This is a genomic window from Actinacidiphila oryziradicis, assembly GCF_005047355.1.
GTDB lineage: Bacteria > Actinomycetota > Actinomycetes > Streptomycetales > Streptomycetaceae > Actinacidiphila > Actinacidiphila oryziradicis.
Window position 1 is genome coordinate 98,277 of record NZ_SUMC01000005.1, and the last position, 26,596, is coordinate 124,872.

Genomic DNA, 26,596 nt, shown 5'->3' on the forward strand with positions numbered 1-26,596 from the left:
ACACAGCGCGTCCGGGCCTGTGAGTGGTGCCGGGGGCGATTGGGCCGACGATCGCCGAGGTGCGGTGGATGATTGATTCGTACGCGGACTCGGGCACCCCTGACCGTCGCAGTCCCGGGCGGTACCTGTGGTGGCTGCTCGCCCGTCAGCCTCGCCGGGCCGCCGGCGGCGCGCTGTTCGGCAGCGTCTGGATGGTGCTCCTGGTGCTGGCGCCGTACTTACTCTCACGCGCGATCGATGACGGGCTGGAGCCCGGGCACTTGGCCGTGCTGGCCGGCTGGAGCGCGGCGCTGCTGGGCGTCGGGGTGCTGAACGCCTGGGTGAGCATCATGCGGCACCGCACGATGACCAGGCTCCGGATGGACGCCAACTTCCGCACCGTCAAGGCGGTGGTCGGGCAGGCGACCCGGCTGGGCGCGGCACTGCCGCGCCAGGTCAGTGCCGGGGAAATCGTCACGATCGGCGTCAGCGATGTCCAGCAGATCTCCCAGGCCCTCACGATGGCCGGCCCAGGTGTCGGCGCGGTCGTCGCCTACCTGGTCGTGGCCGGGTTGCTGCTGTCCATCTCTGTGCTGCTCTCTGCGTTGGTACTGCTGGGTGTTCCGCTGATCGGCGTGCTGGTCGGCCCGCTGCTGGGGCGGTTGCAGAGCGCGGAAGCGGCGTACCGCGAACGCCAGAGCGGGCTGGCCGCCCGGATCGGGGATCTGGCGGGCGGCCTGCGGGTCCTCAACGGCCTCGGCGGCAAAGGGCTGTACGCCGACAACTTCCGGCACGACTCGCGGAAACTGGTGGCGCAGGGATACCGGGTCGGGGCCGTGACCAGCTGGGTCCAGGCGCTCGGCCTCGGACTGCCGACGATGTTTCTCGCCGTCGTGACGTGGCTGGCGGCCCGGATGGCCGCGCAGGGGGACATAACGATCGGCGAGTTGGTGGCGGTCTACGGTTATGTCGCGGTCCTCGTGGTGCCGGTGGCGTTCTTCATCGAGAGCGGCTATGAACTCACCCGCGGCAAGGTCGCCGCCCGGCGGGTCATCCGGTTCCTGTCCCTGGAGCCCGACACCACGGGCAGCGACCGGACCATCGCGGACGCCCCGGCGTCACCGTCCGCACTGCGCGATCCGGCCTCCGGTGTCGAGGTGGCACCCGGGAAGCTGACCGCGCTGGTCAGCGCCCGGCCCTCGGAGTCGGCGGCCGTCGTCGACCGCCTCGGCCGGTTCGAACGCTCGGCGGTCACCTGGGGCGGGGTACGCCTCGACGAGGTCGCGCTGCCGCAGGTCCGGAGGCGGATCCTGGTCGCGGACAACGAGGCCGACCTGTTCGCCGGCACGCTGCGCGAAGTGGTCTCCGGCCGGTGGGGCCCGTACGACAAGGACGATGCCACGATCGACCGCGCCGTCCACGCGGCCGTGGCGCAGGACATCGTGCGCGCCCTGCCCGACGGACTCGACTCGCTGCTCGACGCGCAGGGCCGCAATCTCTCCGGCGGCCAGCGGCAGCGCATCCGCCTGGTCCGGGCCCTGCTCGCCGATCCCGAGGTGCTGCTGGCCCTGGAACCCACCTCGGCGCTCGACGCCCACACCGAAGCCGCCCTCGCGGCCCGGCTGCGCGCCGTGCGCTCCGGCCGCACCACCCTCGTCACCGGCACCTCCCCGCTCCTGCTGGACCAGGCGGACACCGTGTACTACCTGGTGGACGGCAAGGTCGCCGCCGTAGGCAGCCACCGGAAGCTGCTCGGCGAGGAGCCCGGCTACCGTGCGCTGGTGGCTCGTGGCGCGGAGGACGAGGACGGGAACGACAACGACAACGAGGACGACGGCGCCCGGCCGTCCGAGGAGGCCGTTCGATGACCGCCCAGCTGCCCATCGCCGAGCCGTCCGACGTACGCGCGGCGGCGGCCCGGCTGATCCGGCTGGACGGCCGCGCCTTCGCCGCACTGCTGGCCCTCAACGCGCTGGCCGCCGGGGCCGGGCTCGTCGGGCCGTGGTTGCTCGGCCGCATCATCGACACCGTCCAGGCGGGCGGCGCGGTGGGCACGGTGGACCGGGTGGCATTCGCCATCCTGGTGTTCTCGCTGGCGCAGTTGCTCCTGGCACGCTACGCCCGCTACGTCGGACACCGTTTCGGGGAACGCACGCTGGCACGCGTCCGCGAGCAGTTCGTCGACCGGGCGCTCGCGCTGCCCGCCTCGGTCATCGAGCGGGCCGGCACGGGCGATCTGACAGCCCGTGGCACCGCCGATGTCACGGCGGTGGGCGCGACTTTGCGCGATGCCGGACCGGAGGTGCTCATCGCCATGGTCCAGTCGCTGTTCATCCTCGGCGCGGTTTTCGTCCTCGACCCGCTGCTCGGCGGGTGCGGAGTGCTCGGTCTGACCGGCATCTGGTTCGCGCTGCGCTGGTATCTGCGCCGGGCGCGCTCCGCCTACCTCGACGAGGGCGCGGCCAACTCGGCGCTCGCCGAGATCCTCGCGGCCACCGCCTCGGCCGCCCGCACCGTCGAGGCCTTCGGGCTGCAGGAGCGCCGCGTCGCCGCGAGCCGGGAGGCGATCGAGGCGTGTCGCCGGACCCGGACCCGGACACTGTTCCTGCGCAGTGTGTTCTTCCCGGCCGTGGACATCTCGTACATCATCCCCGTGGTCGGTGTGCTGCTGGCCGGCGGTATGCTGCACGACCACGGCGCGATGAGTCTGGGCGCGGTGGTCGCCGCCGCCCTGTATCTGCGGCAGCTGACCCAGCCGCTGGACACCATCTTGATGTGGGTCGAGCAGTTGCAGAGCAGCAGCGCCTCCTTCGCCAGGGTCGAGGGCCTGGCCCGGACCCCGCGAGCGGCGTCGGCCGTCTCTCCCGCCCCCGTCGATGACCGGATCGACGTCGCCGGTGTGCATTACGCCTACGACGGCGGAGGCGACGTCCTGCACGGAGTCGACCTGACCGTGCGGCCCGGTGAGCGGCTGGCCCTCGTCGGCCCCTCCGGAGCCGGCAAGACCACCCTGAGCAGACTGCTCGCGGGCGTCGACGCACCGCACACCGGCACGGTGACGGTAGGGCGGATCCCGGTCGCCGATCTGGACCCCGACCAGCTGCGCCGGCACATCGTCCTCGTCACCCAGGAGCACCACGTATTCCTCGGCACGGTTCGCGACAATCTGCTGATCGCCGCGCCCGCCGCCACCGATGCCGGGCTCCACGCGGCCCTCGCCGCCGTCGGCGCCGACTGGGCCGGCGAACTGCCCGACGGCCTGGACACCGCACTGGGCGCCGGAGGATACCGGCCGGACGGCTCACAGGCCCAGCAACTGGCCCTGGCGCGCGTCGTACTGGCCGATCCGCACACGCTGATCCTCGATGAGGCCACCGCGCTCCTGGACCCGAGGACCGCGCGCCACACGGAGCGCGCGCTGGCCGCCGTCCTCCAGGGACGGACCGTCATCGCCATCGCGCACCGCCTGCACACCGCCCATGACGCGGACCGGGTGGCCGTGATGGAAGGCGGCCGCCTGACCGAACTCGGTACCCACGACGACCTCGTGGCAGCCGGCGGCGCCTACGCCGCGCTCTGGCACTCGTGGCACGGCGAGCCCCCGGCCGCTCCCTGAACCGGCATTCTTCGCCGGTCCACAAGGTCGCGTTCACCGAGACGAGCCAGCTCTGTTCTACTCTGGGCCTTGCTCCGCGCCGGTGGCGGTACGGCCGACCAGTCGTTCATAGCGCTGCCTGGCGGCCTGCGGAGGGCCGAGCCCGAGACCGAACGCGATCTGCGGCCAGGTCATGCCGCGACCCCGCGCCATCTGGAGGAGTCCGGCTGCCAGTTCGTCCTTTTCCCCGCGAGCCAGTGGCACGAGGCTCAAAGCGGCGGTGATATCGGTGTGGTCCAGGGCCCAGTTCCGCCGCACGCTTCCCCACGTGCCGATCGTCCGGGGCGACGGCGTGGCCGGTGCAGTCGCTTGATCCGTACGGGTTCGTCCAGCGGGTCGAAGGTGACCACGACCTTGCCGATGTGGCGGGAGTGCTGCATCAGCCGGAAGGCCTCATCGGCCCGGGCTGTATTCCTCCTGCGGGCGCTCGGCCCGGCGGCGGTCCAGGAAGCCGCGGTAGGTCCTGACCGGGTCGTCCTGGAATACGGCGAGGTATGCCGGTTACGCGCCCGGCGCCCGCAGCGTCAGCGTCGGCTCGCCGTGGGCATCCCCGGCGGGCGGGCCGACGACAGCGGTGAACGCTTCTGTACGGACCGTCAGGCCATCGGCGTCAAGGCCGAAGGCCGGGGTGAAGGGCGTGTCGGCGGCGAGGGCGGGACCGTAGCGGACGGCGAAGAGGACGCGGCCGTCCGGGGAAGCAGGACAGGGGGCGGCCTCGACAGCGGTGGTGGCGACGATGTGGGACCAGCCCTGGTCCGGGTTGCCGTAGCCGCGGGGGTCGGCGGCGAGGCGGAAGGCGGCCTGCTCCTGGGTAAGGGCGATGGTGTCGGGGCTGTTGAAGTAGGCGGAGCCGTCGGTGCCAGGGTAGTCGGGCGTGGTGAGGCGCAGTTCACCGGCGGCGGTGATGGCCAGACCACCCATGAGCAGGCTGCCTCCGGCGGTGAGCCGGGCGCCCTTCTCCGCGAGGTCGAGGCCGGACACCTCGGTGATCTTGGCAAGGCCGCCGTCGGTCTGGGTGGCGTAAGGGAGCCCGGCGAGCAAATATGGCTCCCCCTCGGTGCGGTCGAGGGCGACGGTCAGCCACAGGCTCGTGCCGTCGGTGACGTACAACGACTGGGTGTGCAGGAGAGGGTGATCGCGGCTCACCACGGGCTTGGTGACGAGTTTGGCGGCCAGGCCCGAGGCCACCGCGTCGCGGACGCGGATCTGGCCCATGGGGCGGGTCAGCAGAAAGCCGTCGACGGCCGGGCCGAAGCCGTGCTGCCTGTTCACGGCGGCGGGGAGCAGCACTGTGCCGGCCGCCTCGACCAGAGCCGGGGTCATCGCACTGTCGAAGGACACCGAGACCCGCGCGGAGCGCAGCTGGTGCCGGACGGGGGCGGTCTTCGGGGTGCGATACCAGCGGGTGGCGTCCTGGATCTGCCAGACCAGCATGAAGGCGAAGTGTCCGTCGAGCCCGCCGTCCGCGTTCACCGCGTGCCGGGCCCAGCGGGCGTCGCCGAGGTAGCGGCCGAGGTCGGAGCGGATGCGGCGGCTGAAGTAGCGCAGGCCCAGCACCGCTTCGAAGCCGGAGTGCTGCTCGCTGTAGCGGGGGCCGCCGACGTCGTAGCCGCAGGAGGAGAGCCGGGCGTCGATGTAGCGGGCGATCTCGTCGCCGTCGTCGGCGAAAAGCTGTTCGCCACTGACCCGGTGCGCCTGGGCGAGGAAGGAGAGGGAGATCGGACCGTAGTTGTTGTCGTACGCACCGCCGTGCTCGGCGGGCAGCAGCGCGCCCCGGTCGGGCAGGCGGCGGGCGCGGATCTCGGTCCCGTACAGCCGCAGCGCGGTGTCCCTGACTGCTTGGGCGTCCTTCGCCGGGAGGTGGCGGGCGAGCATCAGTCCGCCGACGACGCAGCCGATGGCCTGGTTGGTGGCGTCCTGCGGGTTGAAAAAGGTGACTTCGGTGAGCCAGCGCCAGTAGCCCTGTCCGAGCTCGGTGAGGACGGCGTACTGCTCCTGGTCGATCAGCCCGTCGGCGGCGTCGAGCACATTGACCGCCTGGAGCAGCGCCCATACGGTGCTCGGCCAGTCGCCGATGGGGTGCTCGCCGTCGCCGAGGACGTAACGCGCGTACGGTTCGCCGGAGGCGCGCAGCCGCAGGTTCGGGTAGCCGGGGTTGTCGGTGCGGTAGACGCGCTCGCGGAGGTGGAAGTTTAGGCTGCGGCGCACCGGTTCGGCGAGCCGGTCGTCCTTCGTACGCTGCCAGGCCAGCGCCAGCAGCGCGGTGACGCCGTGCGAGGTGTCGCCGAGGTCGTCCCAGGCGGCGGGGTGTTCCAGGTTGCCGTCGGGGGTGATGCGGGCGAGGGCGGTGTCGGCGACCCGGGCCAGCACGGCGTCGTATGCCGCCGGGTCGTCCGGCAGGTCGTGCAGGGAGCCGTGCTGGTAGGTGAGGAACACCGGTGGTTCCAAGGGAGGGGCCACGGGTCGGTTCAGCCCTTCATTCCGGAGGTGGCCATGCCCTCGACGAGCCGCTTCTGGAAGACAAGGAAGCAGATCAGCGTCGGGGCCAGAGCGAGGACCGACATCGCGAACATCGCGCCGTACGAGGAACCGCTCGTCTTGTCCAGGAAGAGCGTCAGGCCGAGCGGCACGGTGAACTTGGAGTTGTCGGACAGGTAGACGAGCTGGCTGAAGAAGTCGTCGTACGTCCAGATGAACGTGAAGATGGTGGTGGTGACCAGGGCCGGGCGCATCAGCGGCAGGATGATCCGCAGGTAGATCTGGCCGGGGTTGGCGCCGTCCATCATCGCCGCCTGGTCGAGTTCGCGAGGGATGCTGCGGATGAACTGGACCATGAGGAAGATGAAGAAGGCGTCCGTCGCGAGGAACTTCGGGACGATCAGCGGCAGGAACGTATTGATCCAGTTGAGGTTGAAGAACAGCGTGTACTGCGGGATCAGCGTGGCCTGCATCGGCAGCATCATCGTGCCGAGCATCAGCCCGAACCAGATTTTCTTGCCCCGGAATTCAAAGCGCGCGAAGGCGTAAGCCGCGAGCGAACAGGATATTACGTTGCCGATGACCGCGCCGATCGTGACGGCCAGCGAATTGATCAGGTAGAGGGAGAAGGAGTTGCCGGAGCCGCTCCACCCCTTGGCGTAGTTCTGCAGGTGGAAATGCTTGGGCCACAGACCGATCTGGGTGAAGATGTCCTGGTCGGGCTTGAGCGAGCTGCTCACCATCCACATCAGCGGATAGAGCATGACGAGCGCTACGCCGATGAGCACCGTGTGCACCAGGATGCGGCGGCCGGCGATTCCGGCACGTGGCTTCTTGACCGGAGCCGGCGCGGAAGCGGGGGCGGGGGCGGGGGCTATAGCGGGGGCAGACATCTTCTCTTCCGTACTCCTCACCGACGACTCAGTCGTCGTAATGGACCCAGAACCGGCTGGCGATGAAATTCATCGTCGTGAACGCGGCGATGACCAGGAACAGCACCCATGCCAGTGCGGAGGCGTATCCCATCTGGAAGTCGGCGAAGCCCTTCTTGTACAGGTAGAGCGAATACAGCATGGTCGAACCGATCGGGCCGCCGCTGCCGTTGCTGATGACATAGGCGGGGGTGAAGGTCTGGAACGAGCCGATGATCTGAAGCACCACGTTGAAGAACACGATGGGGGTCAGCAGCGGGAGGGTGATCCGGAAGAACCGGGTGAACGCTCCGGCGCCGTCGATGGCCGCCGCCTCGTAGACGTCCTTCGGGAGCTGCTTCAGCCCTGCCAGGAAGATCACCATCGGGGTGCCGAACTGCCAGACCGCCAGCAGGATGAGGGTGTAGATCGAGGTGTTCGGTGAGGAGATCCAGTCCTGGCCCTTGAGGCCGAACCACCCGAGCACATCGTTGAACAGACCGTCCGCGCCGAAGATCTGCCGCCACATGATGGCGATGGCGACCGCGCCGCCCAGCAGGGACGGCAGATAGAACGCCGCCCGGTACAGCCCGAGTCCGCGGATCGGCCGGTTGAGCAGCACCGCCACGCCGAGTGCGACCGCGAGCTTCATCGGCACGGAGACCGCGACGTACACCAGCGTCACATGGACGGTGTTCCAGAAGTTCGGGTCATCGTTGAACATCCTGGTGTAGTTCTGCGCACCGATCCATTTGGCAGGGGTGAGCAGGTTGAAGTTGGTGAAGGAGAGGTAGAGCGAGTCCAGCATCGGGTAGATGGTCAGCCCGAAGAGGCCTATGAACCAGGGAGCCAGGAAGAGGAACGGCCACCAGCCGCCGGCGCGCCTTCTGGCGGCGCGCTTGCGCATCCGTTCCCGGTCGGCGGGGGCCGCCGGCAACGGCGGCTCCTTCACGACCTCGTTGATTTGGTCGGTGGTCACACTCATCTCCCTGGCCTCTCCCGGAGGGTCGGTTACGACAACAGGATTACGACGACGACAGGATGCTGTTGGCCTGGTCGAAGAAGCTGCTGAGCGCGGACTTGATCGTCTTCTTGCCGAAGGCGATGGCGAGGTTGGACTGGAACAGCAGCTCCGAGATCTGGTCGGCGCCGGTGGGCGCGGCGACCGGCACGGGCAGGGCGTTGGTGGCCTTGGAGACCCGGTCGGAGACGTAGGCGGCCGCGTCCGAGGCACGCTTGTCGTTGCCGGCCAGGGACGGCGCGACGATGGCACGGGCCTTGGCCGTCGGCGGGATGCCGCGCAGCAGGGCCATGTCCGCGATCGCCGTCTTGTCCTGGGCGATGAAGCTCATGATCTTCACCGAGTCCGCGATGTGCTTGCTGCGGGCGGTGGCGCTCAGCAGCACGCCGCCGTTGACGTAGTTGCCCTCGCGGGCACCGGACCAGCTGCCCTGCGGGGTGGGGAGGAAGTCCAGGGTGGCCCCGGTGAGGCTGCCGGAGGAGTTGGTCAGACCGGAGTCGAACGTGATCATCCCCTTGCCGATGACCACCGCGTTCTTGGTGAGGTCATTGTGCGCGGAGGAGGTGACCGCGCCGCCGGGGGACGCGTTGATCTTGCGCATCTCGGCCCAGTAGGTCCACCACTCCTCGAGGGTGGCCTGGGTGTAGCCGAGCTTGCCATCGCTGGTGTAGAGGTCCTGGCCCTTTTCGCGGGCGAAGACGTTGAAGGCCTGGAGGGTCGAGCCGCCGCCGTCGTCCACGCCGAAGACCTTGCCGCCGCTGGCCTTGTATATCTTGGCCGCGTAGGTCTTCAGGTCGTCCCAGGTCCACTCCTTGTCGGGCTCCGCGAGCCCGAGCCCCTTCAGGCCGGTCACGTTGATCGTGAGGACGTTGACGCCGATGCCCGACGGCACGCCGTAGAGCTTTCCGTTGACCGTTCCGGCGGCGAGCAGCGACTTGGAGAACCCGGTGAGGTCGAGCGTCTTGCCGACGTAGTCGTCGAGCGGCGCGAGCACGCCCTTCTTGGCGTACGAGGCGACCAGCGCGGTGTCCATCTGGAGCAGGTCGGGGGCGCTGCCGCCGGCGACCTGGGTGTTGAACTTGTCGAAGTAGCCGTCGTAGCCCGAGTAACGGGGCTTGATCTTGATGCTGGGGTTCGCCTTGGTGAATACCGCAAGCGCCTTCTTGTACGCCGCGTGACGATCGTCGCTGCCCCACCACGTCATCGTCAGGTCACTGCTGCCGGAGCTGGCGCCGGTACCGCCACAGGCGGCGAGCGTGCCGCCGAGTGCCGATGCCACTGCCAGTCCGCCACCGAGCCGGAGCAGACCTCTACGCGAGACCTCTGTACCCACCGCTGCCTCCTACATGTGCGCGAAGAACCGCCCTATCCGGGCCCAAGGTTCTAATGGGGGTGATGCTGGGCTGTCTGGTACTGGGGGGTGGTACTGGGGGTTGGTACTGGGGAGTGGTGCTGGGGGGAATTGGTGCGGGATGGTGCTGGGGAACCGATGCCGTGAGGATTCTGCCGTGGGGCGGAGGGGTGAAGCGCCCCGGGATACGGCCTCGCCCGGCCGTCTTGCCACATACGGGTGGAAGGTCCCTGGCTATCGCTGTACGAGCACGCCCTCGTACGGGGGACACTTCACCCGGAGCCGGGTCCCGCCGGCTTGGGAAAGCGCTTTCTGGGACCTTGGCACTGATCAGGGCGCGGAGTCAATGCCCGGCTGGTCGCCGCCGATAACATTCTGGACACCGCGGGCGACGGCGAGCCGGGTCGCGCCGACCACAGTGCCGCTGTTGCCGAGCACGCTGCAGACCACCTTGGTGGGCCAACTCAGCCGCTCCAGCTCGGCGTTGACGCCCGGCAGCAGCTGCGGGTTGGCGCCGATCCCGCCGCCGAGGACGATCAGGCCGGGGTCGAGAACGGCGGTGACCGCGGCGGCCAGCCGGCCGACCTCACCGGCGTGCTCGGTCACCATCCGGCGGGCGGTGAGGTGGCCGTCGGCGGCGAGAGCGAAGAGCCGCTCGGCGGTCTCCGGGCGGTCGCCGTCCGCGGGCCGCCAGGCGTAGGCGGCGCGGCGGACGAGGGAACGGGCCCCGGCGTAGGCCTCCAGCCCTTCGTGCTCGGCCCGGAGGCCTTCGGCCCAGGGGTAGGGCAGCCGGGCGACCTCGCCGGCCGCACCGTTGGCGCCGCGCAGCACCTGGCCGCCGTAGACGATGCCGAGGCCGATGTTGTAGCCGACCTGGAGGTAGGCGAAGCTGTGGCGGTCGCGGGCGGCGCCGTCGTGCAGTTCGGCGAGGGCCGCGCAGTTGACGTTGTTCTCGACGTGCACCGGTACGCCGGGGGGCAGTTCGAGCGCCTCGAACGCGACCGCGATACGGGAGGTGGCGGGGCGAGTGCCGCCGCTCTCCTGGCGGGCGGCGACATCGGGGACGGCGACGACGACGGCACGCAGCGGGCCGGGGACGGGCAGCCGGCCGAGGACCGCGTGCACGGCCTCGGCGGGGCGCAGGTCGTCGTCGGTGCGCTGGACGGCGAGGACTGTGCCGTCCAGCGCGATGCCGCGGACCTCGGTGTGGGTGGAGCCGAGGTCGATGGCGAGGACGGAGCCCGAGGCGGGGCCCAGGCGGTAGACGGCGGCGGAGCGGCCGGTGCCGCCGTGGGCGGTGCCGGAGCGGGCGGCGAGGCCGGCGGCTTCGAGCTCGGTCATCACGGAGGAGACGGTGGGTTTGGACAGCCCGGACTGTGCCGCGAGCTGCGGTCTTGTCGCACTGCCGGCAGCGGCCAGGACTGCGAAGACCGCCCTGGCGCTGTCGCTCAGTGGGTGTCCTGAGTGGACATCCGTCGTTGCAGTCATGCGCTCTCCCGCGGTGGTCCTGCTTCTGGGTGGTTGTGCCGCCACCCAACGGAATCAAACATTGGGCACCGTCTCTCTGGCAGCCCTTGACGCATCGTACTTCGTTAGTTAAATTCCTAACGAATTCGTGGCAACACGCCTGCCACATTCAGCCGAGGCCCGTCCCGGGGCCTCCCGACCGCTTCTGATCAGCCGGTCCGCAGATCTGCTGCTCTGCTGCCACCGAGTCACGGTTCGCCCGCCGTGCGCAGGCACTTCCACTGCGTTTACGCGCCACGCAACGGGACGGCCTCGCGCTGCTCCTGTGCTACCGCTGCGTCGCGAAAGGCGAAAAAAATCCGTGCAGGACAGAACGACGCTCGTCGTCGGTATCGACGTGGGCGGCACCAAGACCCACCTGCGCGCCCGCGCAGGAGACGACACCGTCGCTGATCTCGTACGGACCAGCAGAGGCTGGCAGCCGCACGACCCCCAAGGCGCTGCCAACTGGCTCACCGACCTCATCCACGAGGCGCTACCCGAAGACGCCCGGCCGCACGCGGTCGCCGTCGGCGGGCGCGACTGCGAGACCCCCCGGCAGAGCGAGCTGATCCGGCAGGCCCTCGGCCAACGGCTCGGCGCGCTCTGCCGTGTTGTCAACGACGCCGAGCTCCTCGTGCCCGCGCTGGGCCTGGCCGAGGGCGTCGGCCTGGTCGCCGGCACCGGAGCCGTCGCCGTCGGCCACACCGCGGCGGGCGAACTCGTCCAGGTCGGCGGCTGGGGCGCGGTCCTCGGGGACGAGGGCAGCTCGGCCGGGCTCGTACGCGAGGCCATCCGGGCCGTGTACGCCGCCCATGACCGCGCGGAAGCGCCCGACGAGCTCACCCGGCTGCTGCTTGCGGCACTCGGCGTGCCCGAAGTGCCGGCATTGGGCGCCGCCCTGGAAGCCGCCGACGATGTCGCCGCCGGCTGGGGACGCCACGCCAGTGCCGTGTTCGAAGCGGCCGCCGCCGGATCCCGGGCGGCCCAGGATGTCATCGCGGCCGGCGGCCGGGCGCTAACCGGCCTCGTCGTACGCCTCGCCGAGCGCGGCGCCACCGTGGACGACGTGGTGGTGGCCGGCGGAACCGTCCTCAACCAGCCCGTGCTCTACGGCGCCCTCACCGACGCTCTCGCCAGCTCCCTCCCCGGCACCCGGGTCCACCCATTGCAGGTGCCGCCGGTCGCCGGGGCGGTGGCCCTGGCCCTGGCCCTGGCGCCCGCCACCGCGTAAGGCCATGTCCGGCCGGAAACGACCCAGCACCCCCACCGACCCACCGAAAGGGCCGCCGCCCGATGCGTATCAGCACCATTCGATCCACCGATCTGTTCATCGGTACGGAACAGTCCCCGCGCCAAGTCGTACGGATCACCGTGCACGGCGCGGCCGGACCGATGCGGGTCCGCGTCGAGGGCCCGACCGTCAGCACCCCCCGGCCGGAGCCGGCAGCCGCCCCGGCACCAGGGGAGGAGGCCATCGCCGAAGTCGGTGTCATCGTCTCCGCCCCCGCGGCGGAGGGGTCCGTGCACCGCGTCACCGCGATCGCGGAGGACGCCGACGGCAACCGGTGCACAGCGGACGGGTCCGTCACGGCGGCGGCCACCGGCTGGACGATGTGGATGGTGTCCCACTTCCACTACGACCCCGTGTGGTGGAACACCCAGGCCGGCTTCACCGAGATCCGCCACGAACTTCCCGACCTGCCCTGGGTGGACCGGCTCCGCCCACCGCATGTCCGCAGCGCCTTCGACCTCGTGCGGGCCCACCTGGACGCGGCCCGGCACGACGAGGACTACCGCTTTGTGCTCGCCGAGCTCGACTACCTCAAGCCCCACTGGGACGCCTTCCCCCGCGACCGCCACGACCTGCGCCGCTTCCTCCGGGACGACCGCATCGAGTTGGTCGGCGGCAGCTACAACGAGCCCAACACCAATCTCTCGCACCCCGAGTCGACCATCCGCAACACCGTTTACGGCATCGGCTACCAGCGTGATGTCCTCGGCGGCGACCCGCGCTCCGGCTGGCTGCTCGATGTCTTCGGCCACGACCCCGCTCACCCCGGGCTGATGGCCGACGCGGGACTCGACTCCAGCGCCTGGGCGCGCGGCCCGTTCCACAACTCCGGGCCCAAGGGGCACACCGAAGACATCACCCGTATGCAGTTCCCCAGCGAGTTCGAGTGGATCGCTCCGAGCGGGCGTGGCGTCCTCACCCACTACATGGCCGCGCACTACACCGCCGGCTGGGCGCTGCACCGCAGCGATTCGCTGGAGGCGGCGATGACGGCCGCGTACGAGCAGTACGCGGAGCTGAAGAAAGTCGCCGCGACCCGCAATGTGATGCTGCCGGTCGGTCACGACCACAATGTGCCGTCCCGCTGGTGCACCGAGATCCACCGCGAGTGGGCCAAGCGTTACGTTTGGCCGCGGTTCGCCATGGGCCTGCCGCGCGATTTCTTCACGGCGGTGCGGGGGGAGGCCGACAGCAGCCCTACGACGGTGATCACCCCGCAGACCCGGGACATGAATCCGGTCTTCACCGGCAAGGATGTCTCCTACATCGACACCAAGCAGGCCCAGCGCGCCGCCGAGACCGCGGTCCTCGACGCGGAACGGCTCGCCACCCTCGCCACGCTCTTCGGCGAGCGCTTCCCCAGCGAGGCCCTCGACAAGGCCTGGCGGCTGCTAGCCTACGGCGCCCACCACGACGCCGTCACCGGAACCGAGTCCGACCAGGTCTACATCGACCTGGTCGGCGGCTGGCGCGAGGCGTTTGAGCTGGGCGACCAAGCGCGCGGCGCAGCGCTTCGTCAGCTCGCCGAGCGCACGGACACCCGCGGCGAGGGGAAGCCGGTCCTGGTGGCGAACACCCTGTCGTGGGCGCGAGACGGGCTCGTGTCGCTGGCGGCCGCCGTAGGCCGCGAATTGCTCGACGAGAACGGCCAGCCGGTGCCCTCGGTCGCGGAGGACGACGGCACAGTCTCCTTCTTGGCGCGGGATGTGCCCTCGCTCGGCCACCGTGTCTACCGGCTCGTGGAGCGCAAGGCGCCTCAGTGGAACCGCGTGCCCGGCGCCGATTCCATCGAGAACGGCAGCTTCCGCATCGAGGCCGATCCCGCTCGCGGCGGCGCGCTGACCCGCATCACCGACCGCCGCACCGGCCGGGAACTGCTGCGTCCCGGCGGGCTCGGCGCCGAGCTGGTCCTCCAGGACGAGCACAGCACCCACCCGGTGTGGGGCGAGGGCCCCTGGCATCTGCTGCCCAAGGGACCGGGCAGCGGGACCGGTGGCGGGACCGCCACTGCCGTACGCGTGGAGCACTCCCCCGTCGGGCGGCGCATCGTCTCCGAAGCCACGCTCGGCGGGCTGCGTTTCACGCACACCGCCACCCTTCTGGACGGCGCCGACCGCATCGACTTCCACACCCGAGTCGACGGCTCCATCGGCGAGGACCGGCTGCTGCGGGTCCGCTTCGACCTCGATCTGCCCGGCACGCTGCCCGTCTCCGAGGTCGGCTTCGCCGCGATCGGGCGGCCGTTCGGCTTCCCGGAGTCGGACGCGGCCGAGCACCTGTGGACCCTGGACAACCCCGCTCACACCTGGGCCGGGCTCTCCACCACCGCCCGCATAGCCCTGCACAGCAGTGACGGCACGACCGCGCACCACGCGATCGGCATCGCCGAAGTGATCGCCCCCGAAGACCATGATGTCCGCCCCCTTCTTGCCGCTCTGGTCGGACAGGGCGTCACGGCGACCTCCACCCGCCCGGACAGCGGGCGGTACGGGTCGCTCGACGCCGACTCCAACCTTCCCGACATCAGGTTCGCACTCGGCACTGACAATGCCTTCGCCGAGCAGGTCCTGGCGGCCGCCGACCCCGCCTATCGCCAGGCCCTGGCCGCCCATGGCCGCGTCTTCGTCCCCGCCGCCCGCACTCGCCGCGAGGCCTGGGTGCCCAGCGCCGACCTGCGCGGCCCGCGCGACCTGCCGGTGCTGATCGTGCGGGACCTCGACGGCGCGGGTCCGGCCGGACTGACGGCGGACCTGAGCGACGCCGTCATCGACGTCCCCGTGCCGCCCGGCCTGCCCACCGCCGCCGAGCCGGCCACCGACTACTCCGCCGCCCTCGTCAACCGCGGCACTCCCAGCTCCGTCGCGACCGCCGACGGCACGCTCTACCTGTCCCTGATGCGCTCGTGCACCGACTGGCCGATGGGGATCTGGCTCGACGGCCCCCGCCGTACCGTCCCGGACGGCAGCAGCTTCGCCCTCCAGCACTGGACCCACGACTTCCACTACAGCCTCGCCGCCGGCCAGGGCGACTGGCGCAGGGCCGGCTTCGTACGAGCCGGCCACGAGGCCAACCACCCACTGCTGCCCCTGGAGACCACCCCCTCCGACGGCGAACTCCCGGCCCGCGCCTCGCTGCTGAGTGTCGAGCCCGCCAACGTCCTGCTCACCGCCCTCAAGCCCCGCGGCAACCCGATGGCCTCCGGCCTGTCCGGCGACACCGCCCCCGCCGACGGGCTGACCTTCCGGCTGTACGAGTCCCAGGGCCGCCCCACAACGGCCACGCTCCGCCTGCACGGCGGCCTCACCGGCCCCGAGACGACGGACCTCCTGGAACAGCGCACCATACGCCCGCTCCGCGAAGCCGACGGCACCCTCGATGTCGAGCTGGGCGCCGCCGACATCACCACGGTCGCCGCCCGCCCGCTCCTCGCGCCCGTCCGCGAGCCGGCCGGCCGCTCGGCCGTCGAACCCGTCCAGCCGGTCTTCACCCGCTACTGGCTGCACAATCTCGGCCCGGCCCCCATCGGCTACCTCCCGGCGACCGTCCACCTGGCACGCCCGGACGACGACCTTGTCCGCATCACTGTGTCGGCCGCCGCCCGCCCCGCGCGCGGCACCCTCCGCCTCGACGTCCCGCCAGGCCTCACCGCAGCGCCGCACCCTTCCCTGGACTACGACCTCGCGCCCGGAGAGTACGCCGAGTTCGAGCTCGCTGTCCGCCCCGACGACGACGCCGCTCCCGGCACGTACTACGTAACCGCCCGCATAGGTGACGACCTGGGCCAGCTCCTGGAGGACGCGCTTCCCTTCACCATCGGCAGCGGCCTGCCAGACCCGCTCAAGGCCGAATTCACCCGCCCCGCCCCGGACCGCCTCGTGCTCCGCCTCACCAACCACGCCCGCAGCGAGCTACGCGGCGAAGCCCAGCTCATCAGCCCCTACGGCACCTGGCACGCCCTTACCCCGCGCACCCAGGGCTTCGCCATCGCCCCCGGCGCCACGGCCACCCTTTCCTACGGCGTCGGCCCGGCGATGGCCGACGGACGGTGGTGGGCCTTGGCCAAGGTCTCGGCCTTCGGGGCCATCCACTACACGGAGACGCTCTCCTTGTAGACGGCCTCGGTGTTGTTGCCGTCGGGGTCGCTCACGAAGGCGCCGTACGCGCGGTACTCAGGCCAGTGACGCGGGACCGCGGTGCGGGGGCTACGGGATGATGGAATCGACGTAGCCGCCGTCCACGCGGGTGGCACCGCCGGTGGTGGCCGAGGCCAGGGGCGAGCTCAGGTAGACGACCATGTTGGCGATCTCTTCCGGCTCGATGAGCCGCTGGAGCAGCGACTGGGGCCGGTGCTCTCGCATGAAGGCACGCTGGGCCTCGTCCCAGGGAAGGCTGCGGTCGACGAGTTGGTAGACAAAGTCCTCCACGCCTTGTGTATGGGTAGGGCCGGCGATCACGGAGTTGACGGTCACCGCACTGCCTGCGGCCTGTTTGGCGAAGCCTCGTGAGACAGCGAGGAGCGCGGTCTTGGTCATTCCGTAGTGGATCATCTCGACAGGCGTGACGATTGCGGAGTCGCTGGCGATGTAGAGGACGCGCCCCTGGCCTCGCTGGATCATGCCGGGCAGATACATGCGAGTGAGCCGGACCGCGGCCAGCACATTCACCTCGAAATAGTGCCTCCATTCGTCGTCGCTGATTTCCAGGGCCGGCCGCGCGCCGAAAATGCCGAGGTTGTTGACGAGGATCTCGACGTGCTCCAGCGTCTCCTCGATGCGCCGGGCGCCGTCCTCGGACGCGGCGTCGGCCACCACGGGCACGATCTCTGCACCCGGCACCTGGGCACGGACCCGCTCGACCGCCGCACCGACGGTCTCCGGGGTACGCCCGTTCACCGCCACTCGTGCGCCTGCGCTGGCCAGCCCGATGGCGATGGCTTCTCCGATGCCCTGCGTGGAGCCGGTTACCAAGGCGGTCGAGCCGGTGAGGTCGAGGTGTGTCATCGATGCAGCTCCCGTTCTGCTGATTGGCCACGGTCCTGGACCGCGTCATCGCGTCATCGCGTCTCCGCGTCAGCTGTCCAAGAGGGGGGCATCCGGACCCTCCGCCTGCCCGGTCGTAGTCCTCCTTGATCCTGCCCCGTGCCTATGACCGGTGCCAGTCGTACCGGCAGACGATCAGGACGCTCCGATGCGGGACCGCCGTCCTCCAAGCGGGTTGTGACCCGGGCCCGAGCGCATGCGGACAGGTGTGCTCGGGTAGACGGGCTGTGGCCGGGGCCGATAGCGGGCTCTGTCCCGACTGCCCGGCCGGCGTCAGCGGATATAGCCGCTGGTACCCATGTCCACTGGAAAAGGCGGCCATCACCATGGCGGAGTTTCTCACCGACATCAAGACGCTCAGGGAACGCGCCCGCCAGGAGATCGGAAAGGGCCCGGTCACCGATGCTTACGGGGCGGACCTGCAACGGGTGCTCCAGGTGCTCAACGAGGCATTGGCCACCGAACTTATCTGCGTGCTGCGCTACAAACGCCACTACTACACGGCGACCGGCCTGTACTCGGAGCCCGTGGCGGCGGAATTCCTCCAGCACGCGCAGGAGGAGCAAGCCCACGCGGACAAGCTCGCGCAGCGAATCGCCCAGTTGGGCGGCGAACCGGACTTCAACCCCGACACCCTGACCAGCAGGTCGCACACGCCGTACGATGCGAGCCTGGACCTGCTCGAGATGCTCAAGGAGGACCTGGTCGCCGAGCGTGTGGCGGTCGCCTCCTACACCGAGATCATCCAGTGGCTCGGCGACAATGACCCCACAACCCGTCGAGTGTTCGAGGAGCTGCTGGCTCAGGAGGAAGAGCACGCGGACGACCTGCGGACCCTCCTGGAACGGATCCCGGCGGACCGGCCGCTGACCTGAGCGACGGGCTCGCTCCACGCGTCACCGGACGAGTCATTGCAGGTGCGCGGTGTCGTTCCACAGCTCGATCGCCGGATCGCCGTACTCCCAGCCGAGGATCGACAATGAGGCCGGGGCCAGGCTCAGCACGGACCCCCGCAACGGGTCCATGTGCAGCCAGCGCGCGGCGAGGGTCCGCAGGAAGTGCCCGTGCGCGAAGACCAGGCAGTCGGAATCGGCCTCCTTGGACCAGGCCACGACTTCGTCCGCGCGTGTCGCGACCTGCCAGGAGGTCTCGCCGCCGATCACTCCGTCGCGCCAGATCATCCAGCCGGGCCGCTCAGCCCGGATCTCCGGCGATGTACGGCCCTCGTACTCTCCGTAGTCCCACTCCATCAGGGCGTCCCAGTCCTCGGCGCGCTCGCCGAAGCCCGCGAGCTCGCAAGTGTCCCTGGCCCGCGCCAGCGGGCTGGTGCGCGCCCGCGCCCCGGACAGCCCGTTCCACGGCGACCGCTCCAGCCGCTTGCCGAGCAGCCTGGCAGCCTCGCGGCCCTCCTCGGTGAGCGGGATGTCGGTCCGGCCGGTGTGCCTGCCGTTCTTGGCCCACTCTGTCTGACCGTGTCGGACAAGCACGATTCGCGCTGGCACTGGGAACCTCCACTCATCCGCCCCGACGACGGGGGCCGGGTCGCTCCCTCCATGGTCTCTCACCAGCGGTCCCGTACGACGCCGGGGCCCCGGAGAAGGCGGCGAATACCCCCTGATCGCCCGATCGGGCCGGGGCTGCGACCGCGGGTCAGTGCCTGGGAGCCGCCGGTTCCGCCACACCCCGGCGGACGGAATCCGGCGCGGCCGGGCGGCCCGATGGCCGCGGAGGCTGCGGAGAGCTGTTGTGCCAGCGTTTCGCGATGACCGCACACACCATCAGCTGCATCTGATGGAAGAGCATCAGCGGCAGCACCACCAGGCTCGCCTGCGCCCCGAAGAGCACCGTCGCCATGGGCAGCCCCGAGGCGAGGCTCTTCTTGGAACCGCAGAAGATGATCGTGATCCGGTCCTCCCGCTCGAAGCCGAGCCTCCGCGCCCCGTACGAGGTCATCGCCAGCATGACCCCGAGCAGCACGGCCTCGATCCCGAGCAGGGCCACCAGCTGCAGCGGCGTGACCTGGTGCCAGACGCCCCGGGCCATGCCCTCGCTGAAGGCCGCGTAGACGACGAGCAGGATGGATCCCCGGTCCACATAGCCGAGGATCTTCTTGTTCCGCTTGATGAAGTCCCCGATCCAGCGCCGCAGCAGCTGCCCCGCCAGGAAGGGCACCAGCAGTTGCAGCACGATGCCGAGCAACGAGTCCGTGGAGAAGCCTCCGCCGTTCCCGCCGAGCAGCCCGGCGACCAGCAGCGGTGTGAGGAAGATGCCGATGAGGCTGGAGAAGGATCCGGCGCAGATCGCCGCCGCGACATTGCCCCGGGCGATCGAGGTGAAGGCGATCGAGGACTGGATGGTGGAGGGCAGCACGCACAGGAAGAGCAGGCCGGTGTAGAGCTGCGGGGTCAGCAGGAACGGGACGAGGCCGTGGGCGGCGATGCCGAGCAGCGGGAAGACCACGAAGGTGCTGGCGAGCACGGTGACGTGGAGCCGCCAGTGCTTGAGGCCGTCGAGAGCCTCACGGGTGGAGAGCCGTGCGCCGTAGAGGAAGAAGAGCAGGGCGACGGCGCCGGTGGAGGCGCCGCTCGCCACTTTGCCGGCCGCGCCGGTCGCGGGGAGGAGGGCCGCGAGAAGTACGGTGCCGAGGAGCGCCGCGATGTACGGGTCCAGGGGGAGCCAGGACGGGAAACGCAGGCGGCGCATGGACTCTCTTCCTCGGACGGGACGGTGCCCTCCCCAGTGTCCGCTCATCCATCATCATTGTGAAGCGTGCTCGCAGCTCTGACTGCTATCACGGATCACGATAAGCTGGGGCCGTGTTCGAACCGGTGCAACTACGGACCTTTGTCGCGGTCACCCAGACCCTGAGCTTCACGCAGGCCGCCCGCCAACTGGGCCTGCGGCAGTCCACGGTGAGCCAGCACGTCAGAAAGCTGGAGGACGCCACCGGGCGGCTGCTCTTCTCCCGGGACACGCACAGCGTGGAGCTCACCGAGGACGGCGAGGCGATGCTCGGCTTCGCCCGCACGATCCTGGCCGCGAACGACCGCGCGGCGGCCTGGTTCGCGGGCACCCGGCTGCGCGGGAGGCTGCGCTTCGGGGCGTCGGAGGACTTCGTGCTGACCCGGTTGCCGGAGATCCTGGAGAGGTTCCGCCGCGACCATCCCGAGGTCGATCTGGAGCTGACGGTCGAGCTGTCGGCGATTCTTCACCAGCGGCTGGCCGCCGGGCGGCTGGACCTGATGCTCGGCAAGCGGCGGAGGGAGGACACGCCCGGGATGCTGGTCTGGCACGACACATTGGTGTGGATCGGCAACGAGCGGCTGCGGGTCGACCCGGAGCGGCCGGTGCCGCTGATCCTCTTCCCGCCCCCGGCGATCACCCGGGCCCGCGCCCTTGAGGTGATGGAACGGCACGGCCGGGCGTGGCGGATCGCCTGCACCAGCGGTTCGCTCAGCGGGCTGATCGCGGCGGCGCGGGCCGGGCTCGGGGTGATGGCGCACGCCCAGGGGCTGATTCCGCCAGGTCTGGTGCGGGTCCCGGTCCGGGCCGGTCTGCCGGAGCTGGGCGGCACCGACTTCGTCCTGCTGCACAACCGGCGACGGGCCGCGGCACAGGGACCGGCGGACGCGCTGGCCAGGGCGATTCTGCTCAGCGCGGCTTCTCTTCGTACATCAGCTGCTTGACCCGGCGCAGCGTGGGCGAGGTCTCGATGTTCTGCACACCTTCGAGCATGCCGAGCGTCTCGCTCAGATAGGTGTAGAGGCGGGCGGCGTCCCTGCAGATGACGACGGCGGCGAGGTTGGAACGACCGGAGGTCGCGGCGGCGAAGGCCACCTCGGGGTGGCCGGCGAGCGCCTTCCCGACGGTGGCCAGCGCGGGCGGGGCCACTGTGATCCAGAGCAGCGCGTGGCTCTCGTAGCCGAGCTCCATGGCATCCATCTGCACATCGAGGTAGACAGCTCCGGAGCGCCGCAGCTGCTCCAGACGGCGTTTGACGGCCGATTCGGAGCAGCCGGTGGCCCGTTGGAGGTCGGGGTAGGAGGCGCGTCCGTCGCGGGCGAGCTCGGCCATCAGCAGTTCGTCGGCCGGATCGAGCACGACGGGCCCGGCGGCTGGTTCGGGCGCCGGCGGGGCCAGCGGCGCGACCTGCTCCGCGGCCAGCGCATCGCCCTTGTTGTGCCAGCCCGCGGCGCCCCCGTAGAAGACGTGCAGCACACAGTGGGCGTCGATCCCGACGATGCTCGGGGTGCGCGGGAGCTTGCCGAAGAGCAGTGCGTCGTGCTCCTGGCGGGTACGAGCACGGGTCACGCAGGTCACTTCCGTGCCGCCCGAGGTGAGCGCGATCCAGGCGGTGTCGGGGCGGCGGGCGAGCGCCTTGGCGATGGGTTCGGCGGCGTCGGGGGTGCAGCGCAGCCGGAGCATCCAGTTGGTCCGGCCGAGCCGGTCCGGGTCGGCGACGCCGACGACGCGCATGCCGTGGTCGGCGCGGAGCCGGCGGTAGCGGCGGGCGACGGTCTGGTCGGAGACGCCGAGGACAGCGGCGATGCGGCTGAAGGGGGCGCGGCCGTCGGTCTGCAGTGCGTGCAGGAGTGCCCGGTCGAGCTCATCGAGGGACTTGGGTTCGGAGGGGGAGTTGCTGAGGGAATCCACCGGTTCTCCATGGCAGAGTGTCGGAATCCGGCGCCGTACGGGCCGGGTCTGGTGGAGCCGTCCGCCGCACGCCGATCCTATGAGGCGTCGGAAGCGACCGGAACGGAACGAGGGATTTTGATGCGTAAGTGGGGGCCGCTGGTTGCGGTCTGTCTGGGAACGTTCATGCTGCTGCTTGACGTCACGATCGTGATCGTCGCGCTGCCGGACATCGCGCACTCGCTGAACGCGTCGCTGTCCCAGCTGCAATGGGTCATCGACGGCTACGCGCTCATGCTGGCCGCACTGCTGCTGGGCGCGGGGGCGGCGGCGGATGTCGTCGGGCGCCGGAAGGTCTATGTGGCGGGGACCGCGCTCTTCGCGGCTGCCTCCCTGGCATGCGGGCTGGCACCGAACGCCGGCGCGCTGGTAGCGATGCGGGCAGTGCAGGGGCTCGGCGCGACCGCGATGTTCGCGACGACGCTGTCGCTGCTGGCCGCGACGTACCAGGGCCGGGACCGCTCGGTGGCGCTCGGCGTGTGGGGCGCGGTCAGCGGCGGAGCGGCGGCGCTGGGGCCGATTCTGGGCGGGCTGCTCACCCAGGGGCTGGACTGGCGGTGGATCTTCTTCGTCAACCTGCCGGTGAGCGTCGCGGCGATAGTGCTGACGCTGCGGGCGGTCGGCGAGTCCCGCGGGGGCCCGGGAGCACGGATCGACTGGGCCGGGACAGCGACGTTCACCGTCTTCGCCGGTGCGACCACCTACGCGGTGATCCGCGCGGACGCGGTCGGCTGGGGATCCACGCGCACGGCGGCGACGCTGGCGCTGGCCGTGGTGGCGCTCGCGCTGTTCGTCCTGGTGGAGCGGCGTTCGGCGCAGCCGATGCTGGACCTCGCGCTCTTCCGAAGCGGTTCCTTCGCCGGAGTCATGGTCGGCTCCGTGGCCCTCAACGCCGCCGCCTTCGGCTTCCTCCCGTACACCTCGATCTGGCTGCAGACGCTGCTCGGCCTGAGCCCGGTGCGCGGCGGCCTGGTGCTGGTGCCGCTCGCCCTGACCGCCTTTGTCGCGGCCGCGCTCGGCGGGCGGCTGCTGCACGGGGCGCCTTACCGGCTGGTGATCGGGCTCGGGCTGCTGCTGATCGGCGCCGGGGCCCTCGCCCAGTCGTTCCTGGACGCCGGTTCCGGCTGGCCGGCGCTCACGGCCGGGCTCGCCGTGGCCGGGGCGGGCGTCGGGCTGGTCAGCCCGGCCATCGCCTCAGCCGCGCTCGCCTCCGTACCGCCCCGGCAGGCGGGGACGGCCGGGGGCGCGGTGAACACGCTGCGCCAGCTCGGGTACGCGCTCGGCGTCGCCGTCTTCGGCACCCTGACCGCCTCCCGTATGGAGCACTCCCTGCGCGGAGCCGGGCTGGCCGATCCCCGAGGGGCCGCGCGCGCCCTCGCGGGCGGCGGCGCGCACCAGTTGCTGGCCCGGGTGCCCCGGGCCCAGCGGCCCGCGCTGGACCGCGCGCTGCACGCGGCTTTCGCCTCCGGGCTGAACACCGCGGGCGCCGTCGCCGGAGTGCTCGGTCTGCTGGCGGGTGCGGCCGTGCTGCTCCTCGTCCGGGGCCCCGCGCCCGCCGCCGCGGGTGCCCCCGGCCGTTCCGCCGGGCCTGGCGGGGACGCGGCACTCGCATCCGGCGAAAAGCTGCACACGTAGAGCGGCAGTAAGCGCCCAGGGCAGATTTCGTGCAGATCCCCGCGTGCCGGGACTCCTCTTATGGTCCCGGCACACGGTCATGTACCTTGCAACAACAGGGCGGATGCGCGTCTACCAGCACAGATGTGCTATTCGCCGGGGTCCCGAAGCACCGCCAGGCGACTCCCCGGCACCCGAAAGATCGGGTAGCTTACGGCACCGGCCACTCGGTCCGAGGAGCAACTGTTGCGCGAGTTCACCACTCCACCACTGGTGACAGCACCCCCGGCCGGAGGCTTGGCTGACGCCGTGTTCGCCAATGCCTCCGACGAGCCGGACCGGGTGGTGTTCAGCCGGGTGGTGGACGGCAGATGGCGGGATGTGACGGCCGCCGCCTTCCGGGACGAGATTCTGGCTGTCGCGAAGGGTCTGCTCGCGAACGGCATTCGGTTCGGTGACCGGGTGGGGCTGATGTCCCGTACCCGTTACGAGTGGACCGTGCTGGACTTCGCCCTGTGGGCGATCGGCGCCCAGGCGGTGCCCATCTATCCCACCTCCTCCCCCGACCAGGTGCGCTGGATGCTGTACGACTCGGGGGCCGTGGCGTGCGTCGTCGAGCACGAGGACCATGCGATGACAGTCGGCGCGGTGGTGGACGAGGTACCCCAGCTCACCCAGCTGTGGCAGCTGGACTCGGCTGCCATCGAGGAACTGGTCGCGGCCGGCTCGGGTATCGACGACGATGTGGTCCACCGGCACCGGCTGGCGGTCGGCCCGGATGCCGTCGCGACCGTCATCTACACCTCCGGTACCACCGGACGTCCCAAGGGCTGTGTGATCACCCACGCCAATTTCATGGCGGAGGCGGACAACCTCGTCCTCCGTTACGGGGGGGTCTTCACCTCCAAAACCGGCGACGACCCCGCCACCCTGCTCTTCCTCCCCCTCGCCCACGTCTTCGGCCGCATGGTCGAGGTCGCGGCGGTCCGGGCGAAGGTACGCCTCGGCCACCAGCCGAGCCTGGCCGCCGCCGATCTGCTCCCGGCGATGGCCGCCTTCAGCCCGACCTTCGTACTCGCCGTCCCGTATGTCTTCGAGAAGGTCTTCCAGGGCGCCCGCCGCAAGGCCGAGCTGGCCGGCAGACTCGGCCCGTTCCAGAAGGCCGTCGAGATCGCGGTGCGGCACGCGAAAGCGACGGAGGCCAAGGCCTTCGGCACCGGGCCGGGGCCGGGCGCGGCCCTGCGGGTGCAGCACCAGCTCTACGAGAAGCTCGTCTACAGCAAGGTCCGCGAAGCGCTCGGCGGCAGGATGCGGCACGCCTTTTCGGGCGGCTCGGCGATGGACCGGCAGCTCGGGCTCTTCTTCGACGGAGCCGGAGTCCGGATCTTCGAGGGCTACGGCCTGACGGAAACCACCGCCGCCGCCACCGCCAACCCGCCCGAGCAGACACGTTTCGGCACCGTGGGCCTGCCGATTCCCGGCACCACCGTGCACATCGCCGACGACGGCGAGATCTGGCTGCGCGGCGACCAGATATTCGCCGAGTACCTCAACAATCCCAAGGCCACCCATCAGGTCGTCTACGACGGCTGGCTGGCCACCGGGGACCTCGGCGAGCTGGACGAGGACGGCTACCTCACCATCACCGGCCGCAAGAAGGAAATCCTGGTCACCAGCGGCGGCAAGAGCGTCTCCCCGGTCGGTCTGGAGGAGCGGGTGCGCGCCCACCCGCTGGTCTCCCAGTGCGTTGTCGTCGGCAACAACCGGCCGTACATCGCCGCCCTGGTCACCCTCGACCGGGAATCCGTCGCCCACTGGCTCGCGATCGACGGGAAACCCGTCCCGCCCGCAGCCGATCTGCTGCACGACCCGGAGCTGGAGACCGAGATCCGGCGCGCGGTCGTCGCCGCCAACACACGGGTCTCGCAGGCCGAGTCCATCCGCACCTTCCGGATCCTGGGAGGCCAGTTCTCGGAGGAGGACGGTCTGCTCACCCCGTCGTTGAAGCTGAAGCGCGCCGCGATCGAGAAGGCCTATGCCAAAGAGATCGAGGCGCTCTACAAAGGGTGAGAAGCTCCCCGCACAGCATGACCGCGGCAATGCGTGAGCGGAGGAAACCGGACCATCCGGCATTGGGGACGAACCACGGGAATGCCGCACCCGGGACTGATCGTTATCGTTGATGACAAGAGTCCTCCGACCATAAGGATCGTCCGCTCGTGAGCAAGGTCCCCGTCATCACCCTCAACAACGGCGTCGAGATCCCGCAGCTCGGCTTCGGTGTCTGGCAGGTCCCGGACGACGAGGCGACTGCCGCCGTCGCCACCGCCTTGGAGGCCGGCTACCGCAGCATCGACACCGCCGCCATCTACGGCAACGAAGAAGGCACCGGCAAGGCCCTGACCACCTCGGGCCTGCCGCGCGAGGAACTCTTCGTCACGACCAAGCTGTGGAACGCGGAGCAGGGATACGACTCCACCCTTCGCGCCTTCGACGCCTCACTCGACAAGCTCGGTCTCGAGTACATCGACCTGTATCTCATCCACTGGCCGGTCCCTTCCCGCGACCTGTACGTGGACACCTGGAAGGCCTTCGAGCAGATCTACGCCGACGGCCGCGCCAGGGCCATCGGCGTCTCCAACTTCCACCAGGCCCACCTTCGCCGCATTCTCGCCGAGGGCACGGTCGTCCCGGCCGTCAACCAGGTGGAGCTGCATCCGAACCTCCAGCAGACGGAGCTGCGTGCTTTCAACGCCGAGCACGGCATCGCCACCGAAGCGTGGTCCCCGCTCGGCTCGGGCAAGGGCCTGCTCGATGACCCGGAAATCGTCGCACTCGCCGCCAAGCACAGCCGCACCCCGGCGCAGGTAGTGCTGCGCTGGCACATCCAGCTCGGCAATATCGTGATCCCCAAGTCCGTGACGCCGTCCCGGATCAGGGAGAACATCGACGTCTTCGACTTCGAGCTCGACGGGAAGGACCTCGCGGTCCTGGCCGGGCTCGACAACGGCACCCGGCTGGGCCCGGACCCGGACACCTTCGACTACCTGTAACGC

18 protein-coding genes and 1 pseudogene are annotated in these 26,596 nt (G+C 70.4%); 9 read left to right on the plus strand and 10 right to left on the minus strand.

Annotated features, from left to right (window positions below; translation table 11 throughout):
• The first annotated feature begins 68 nt into the window (after positions 1-68).
• Together FCI23_RS07435 and FCI23_RS07440 are read left to right on the plus strand one after the other, a co-directional pair.
• Positions 69-1,847, plus strand: a complete 1,779-nt coding sequence (locus FCI23_RS07435) for an ABC transporter transmembrane domain-containing protein (RefSeq protein ID WP_136722655.1) — start codon at positions 69-71, stop codon at positions 1,845-1,847.
• A complete protein-coding gene (locus tag FCI23_RS07440; protein ID WP_136722656.1) occupies positions 1,844-3,595 on the plus strand; it encodes an ABC transporter ATP-binding protein in 1,752 nt (583 codons plus the stop codon). The genes FCI23_RS07435 and FCI23_RS07440 overlap by 4 nt, the downstream gene beginning before the upstream one ends.
• 57 nt (positions 3,596-3,652) lie before the next feature.
• Here FCI23_RS07440 and FCI23_RS07445 read toward each other — a convergent pair.
• From FCI23_RS07445 to FCI23_RS07475, 6 genes and pseudogenes are all read right to left on the minus strand, one after another.
• Positions 3,653-3,874: pseudogene (locus FCI23_RS07445) on the minus strand (DNA-binding protein); the annotation flags it as partial.
• Positions 3,875-4,135: 261 nt separating this feature from the next.
• Positions 4,136-6,070 carry a hypothetical protein gene (locus tag FCI23_RS07455; protein WP_136722808.1) on the minus strand — a complete coding sequence of 645 codons (1,935 nt, stop codon included), beginning with the start codon at positions 6,068-6,070 and terminating at the stop codon, positions 4,136-4,138.
• 32 nt (positions 6,071-6,102) lie between these two features.
• On the minus strand, positions 6,103-7,005 hold the full coding sequence (locus FCI23_RS07460) for a carbohydrate ABC transporter permease (protein WP_136722657.1): 903 nt from the start codon (positions 7,003-7,005) through the stop codon (positions 6,103-6,105).
• 28 nt (positions 7,006-7,033) lie between these two features.
• A complete protein-coding gene (locus tag FCI23_RS07465; protein ID WP_136722658.1) occupies positions 7,034-8,002 on the minus strand; it encodes a carbohydrate ABC transporter permease in 969 nt (322 codons plus the stop codon).
• A 46-nt stretch (positions 8,003-8,048) separates the two neighbouring features.
• Positions 8,049-9,377: an ABC transporter substrate-binding protein gene (locus FCI23_RS07470; protein ID WP_136722659.1), complete on the minus strand. Its 1,329-nt coding sequence runs from the start codon at positions 9,375-9,377 to the stop codon at positions 8,049-8,051.
• A 348-nt stretch (positions 9,378-9,725) separates the two neighbouring features.
• Entirely contained in the window at positions 9,726-10,883 is a 1,158-nt protein-coding gene (locus FCI23_RS07475) for an ROK family transcriptional regulator (protein WP_136722660.1), read from the minus strand.
• Positions 10,884-11,223: 340 nt separating this feature from the next.
• Between FCI23_RS07475 and FCI23_RS07480 the strand changes: the two genes are divergently transcribed.
• Positions 11,224-12,135 (plus strand): BadF/BadG/BcrA/BcrD ATPase family protein, encoded by a 912-nt coding sequence (locus tag FCI23_RS07480; RefSeq protein WP_136722661.1) that lies wholly within the window; start codon positions 11,224-11,226, stop codon positions 12,133-12,135.
• A gap of 62 nt (positions 12,136-12,197) precedes the next feature.
• Positions 12,198-16,307, plus strand: a complete 4,110-nt coding sequence (locus tag FCI23_RS07485) for a glycoside hydrolase family 38 N-terminal domain-containing protein (RefSeq protein WP_136722662.1) — start codon at positions 12,198-12,200, stop codon at positions 16,305-16,307.
• A 90-nt stretch (positions 16,308-16,397) separates the two neighbouring features.
• Here the strand turns inward: FCI23_RS07485 and FCI23_RS07495 are convergent, their stop codons facing one another.
• Positions 16,398-17,195 carry an SDR family NAD(P)-dependent oxidoreductase gene (locus tag FCI23_RS07495; RefSeq protein ID WP_136722663.1) on the minus strand — a complete coding sequence of 266 codons (798 nt, stop codon included), beginning with the start codon at positions 17,193-17,195 and terminating at the stop codon, positions 16,398-16,400.
• A 365-nt stretch (positions 17,196-17,560) separates the two neighbouring features.
• Between FCI23_RS07495 and FCI23_RS07500 the strand changes: the two genes are divergently transcribed.
• Positions 17,561-18,109: a ferritin-like domain-containing protein gene (locus FCI23_RS07500; protein WP_136722664.1), complete on the plus strand. Its 549-nt coding sequence runs from the start codon at positions 17,561-17,563 to the stop codon at positions 18,107-18,109.
• Positions 18,110-18,142: 33 nt separating this feature from the next.
• On the opposite strand, the gene FCI23_RS07505 is transcribed toward FCI23_RS07500, so the two are convergent.
• Both FCI23_RS07505 and FCI23_RS07510 read right to left on the minus strand, forming a co-directional pair.
• Positions 18,143-18,736, minus strand: coding sequence for a histidine phosphatase family protein (locus FCI23_RS07505; protein WP_136722665.1), 594 nt, complete (start codon positions 18,734-18,736; stop codon positions 18,143-18,145).
• 148 nt (positions 18,737-18,884) lie between these two features.
• A complete protein-coding gene (locus tag FCI23_RS07510) occupies positions 18,885-19,937 on the minus strand; it encodes a bile acid:sodium symporter family protein (RefSeq protein WP_136722666.1) in 1,053 nt (350 codons plus the stop codon).
• Between the two features lie 113 nt (positions 19,938-20,050).
• Here FCI23_RS07510 and FCI23_RS07515 point away from each other — a divergent pair, with 113 nt between their 5' ends.
• Positions 20,051-20,920, plus strand: coding sequence for a LysR substrate-binding domain-containing protein (locus FCI23_RS07515; protein WP_136722667.1), 870 nt, complete (start codon positions 20,051-20,053; stop codon positions 20,918-20,920).
• Here the strand turns inward: FCI23_RS07515 and FCI23_RS07520 are convergent.
• Entirely contained in the window at positions 20,886-21,887 is a 1,002-nt protein-coding gene (locus tag FCI23_RS07520) for an Lrp/AsnC family transcriptional regulator (protein ID WP_136722668.1), read from the minus strand. The genes FCI23_RS07515 and FCI23_RS07520 overlap by 35 nt on opposite strands.
• Before the next feature lie 120 nt (positions 21,888-22,007).
• On the opposite strand from FCI23_RS07520, the gene FCI23_RS07525 reads away from it, so the two are divergent.
• The 3 genes from FCI23_RS07525 (at position 22,008) to FCI23_RS07535 (ending at position 26,593) form a co-directional block, all read left to right on the plus strand.
• Positions 22,008-23,561, plus strand: coding sequence for an MFS transporter (locus FCI23_RS07525; protein ID WP_136722669.1), 1,554 nt, complete (start codon positions 22,008-22,010; stop codon positions 23,559-23,561).
• A 225-nt stretch (positions 23,562-23,786) separates the two neighbouring features.
• Positions 23,787-25,610: an AMP-dependent synthetase/ligase gene (locus FCI23_RS07530; RefSeq protein ID WP_136722670.1), complete on the plus strand. Its 1,824-nt coding sequence runs from the start codon at positions 23,787-23,789 to the stop codon at positions 25,608-25,610.
• 149 nt (positions 25,611-25,759) lie between these two features.
• Positions 25,760-26,593, plus strand: coding sequence for an aldo/keto reductase (locus FCI23_RS07535; RefSeq protein WP_136722671.1), 834 nt, complete (start codon positions 25,760-25,762; stop codon positions 26,591-26,593).
• The last annotated feature ends 3 nt before the right edge of the window (positions 26,594-26,596 follow it).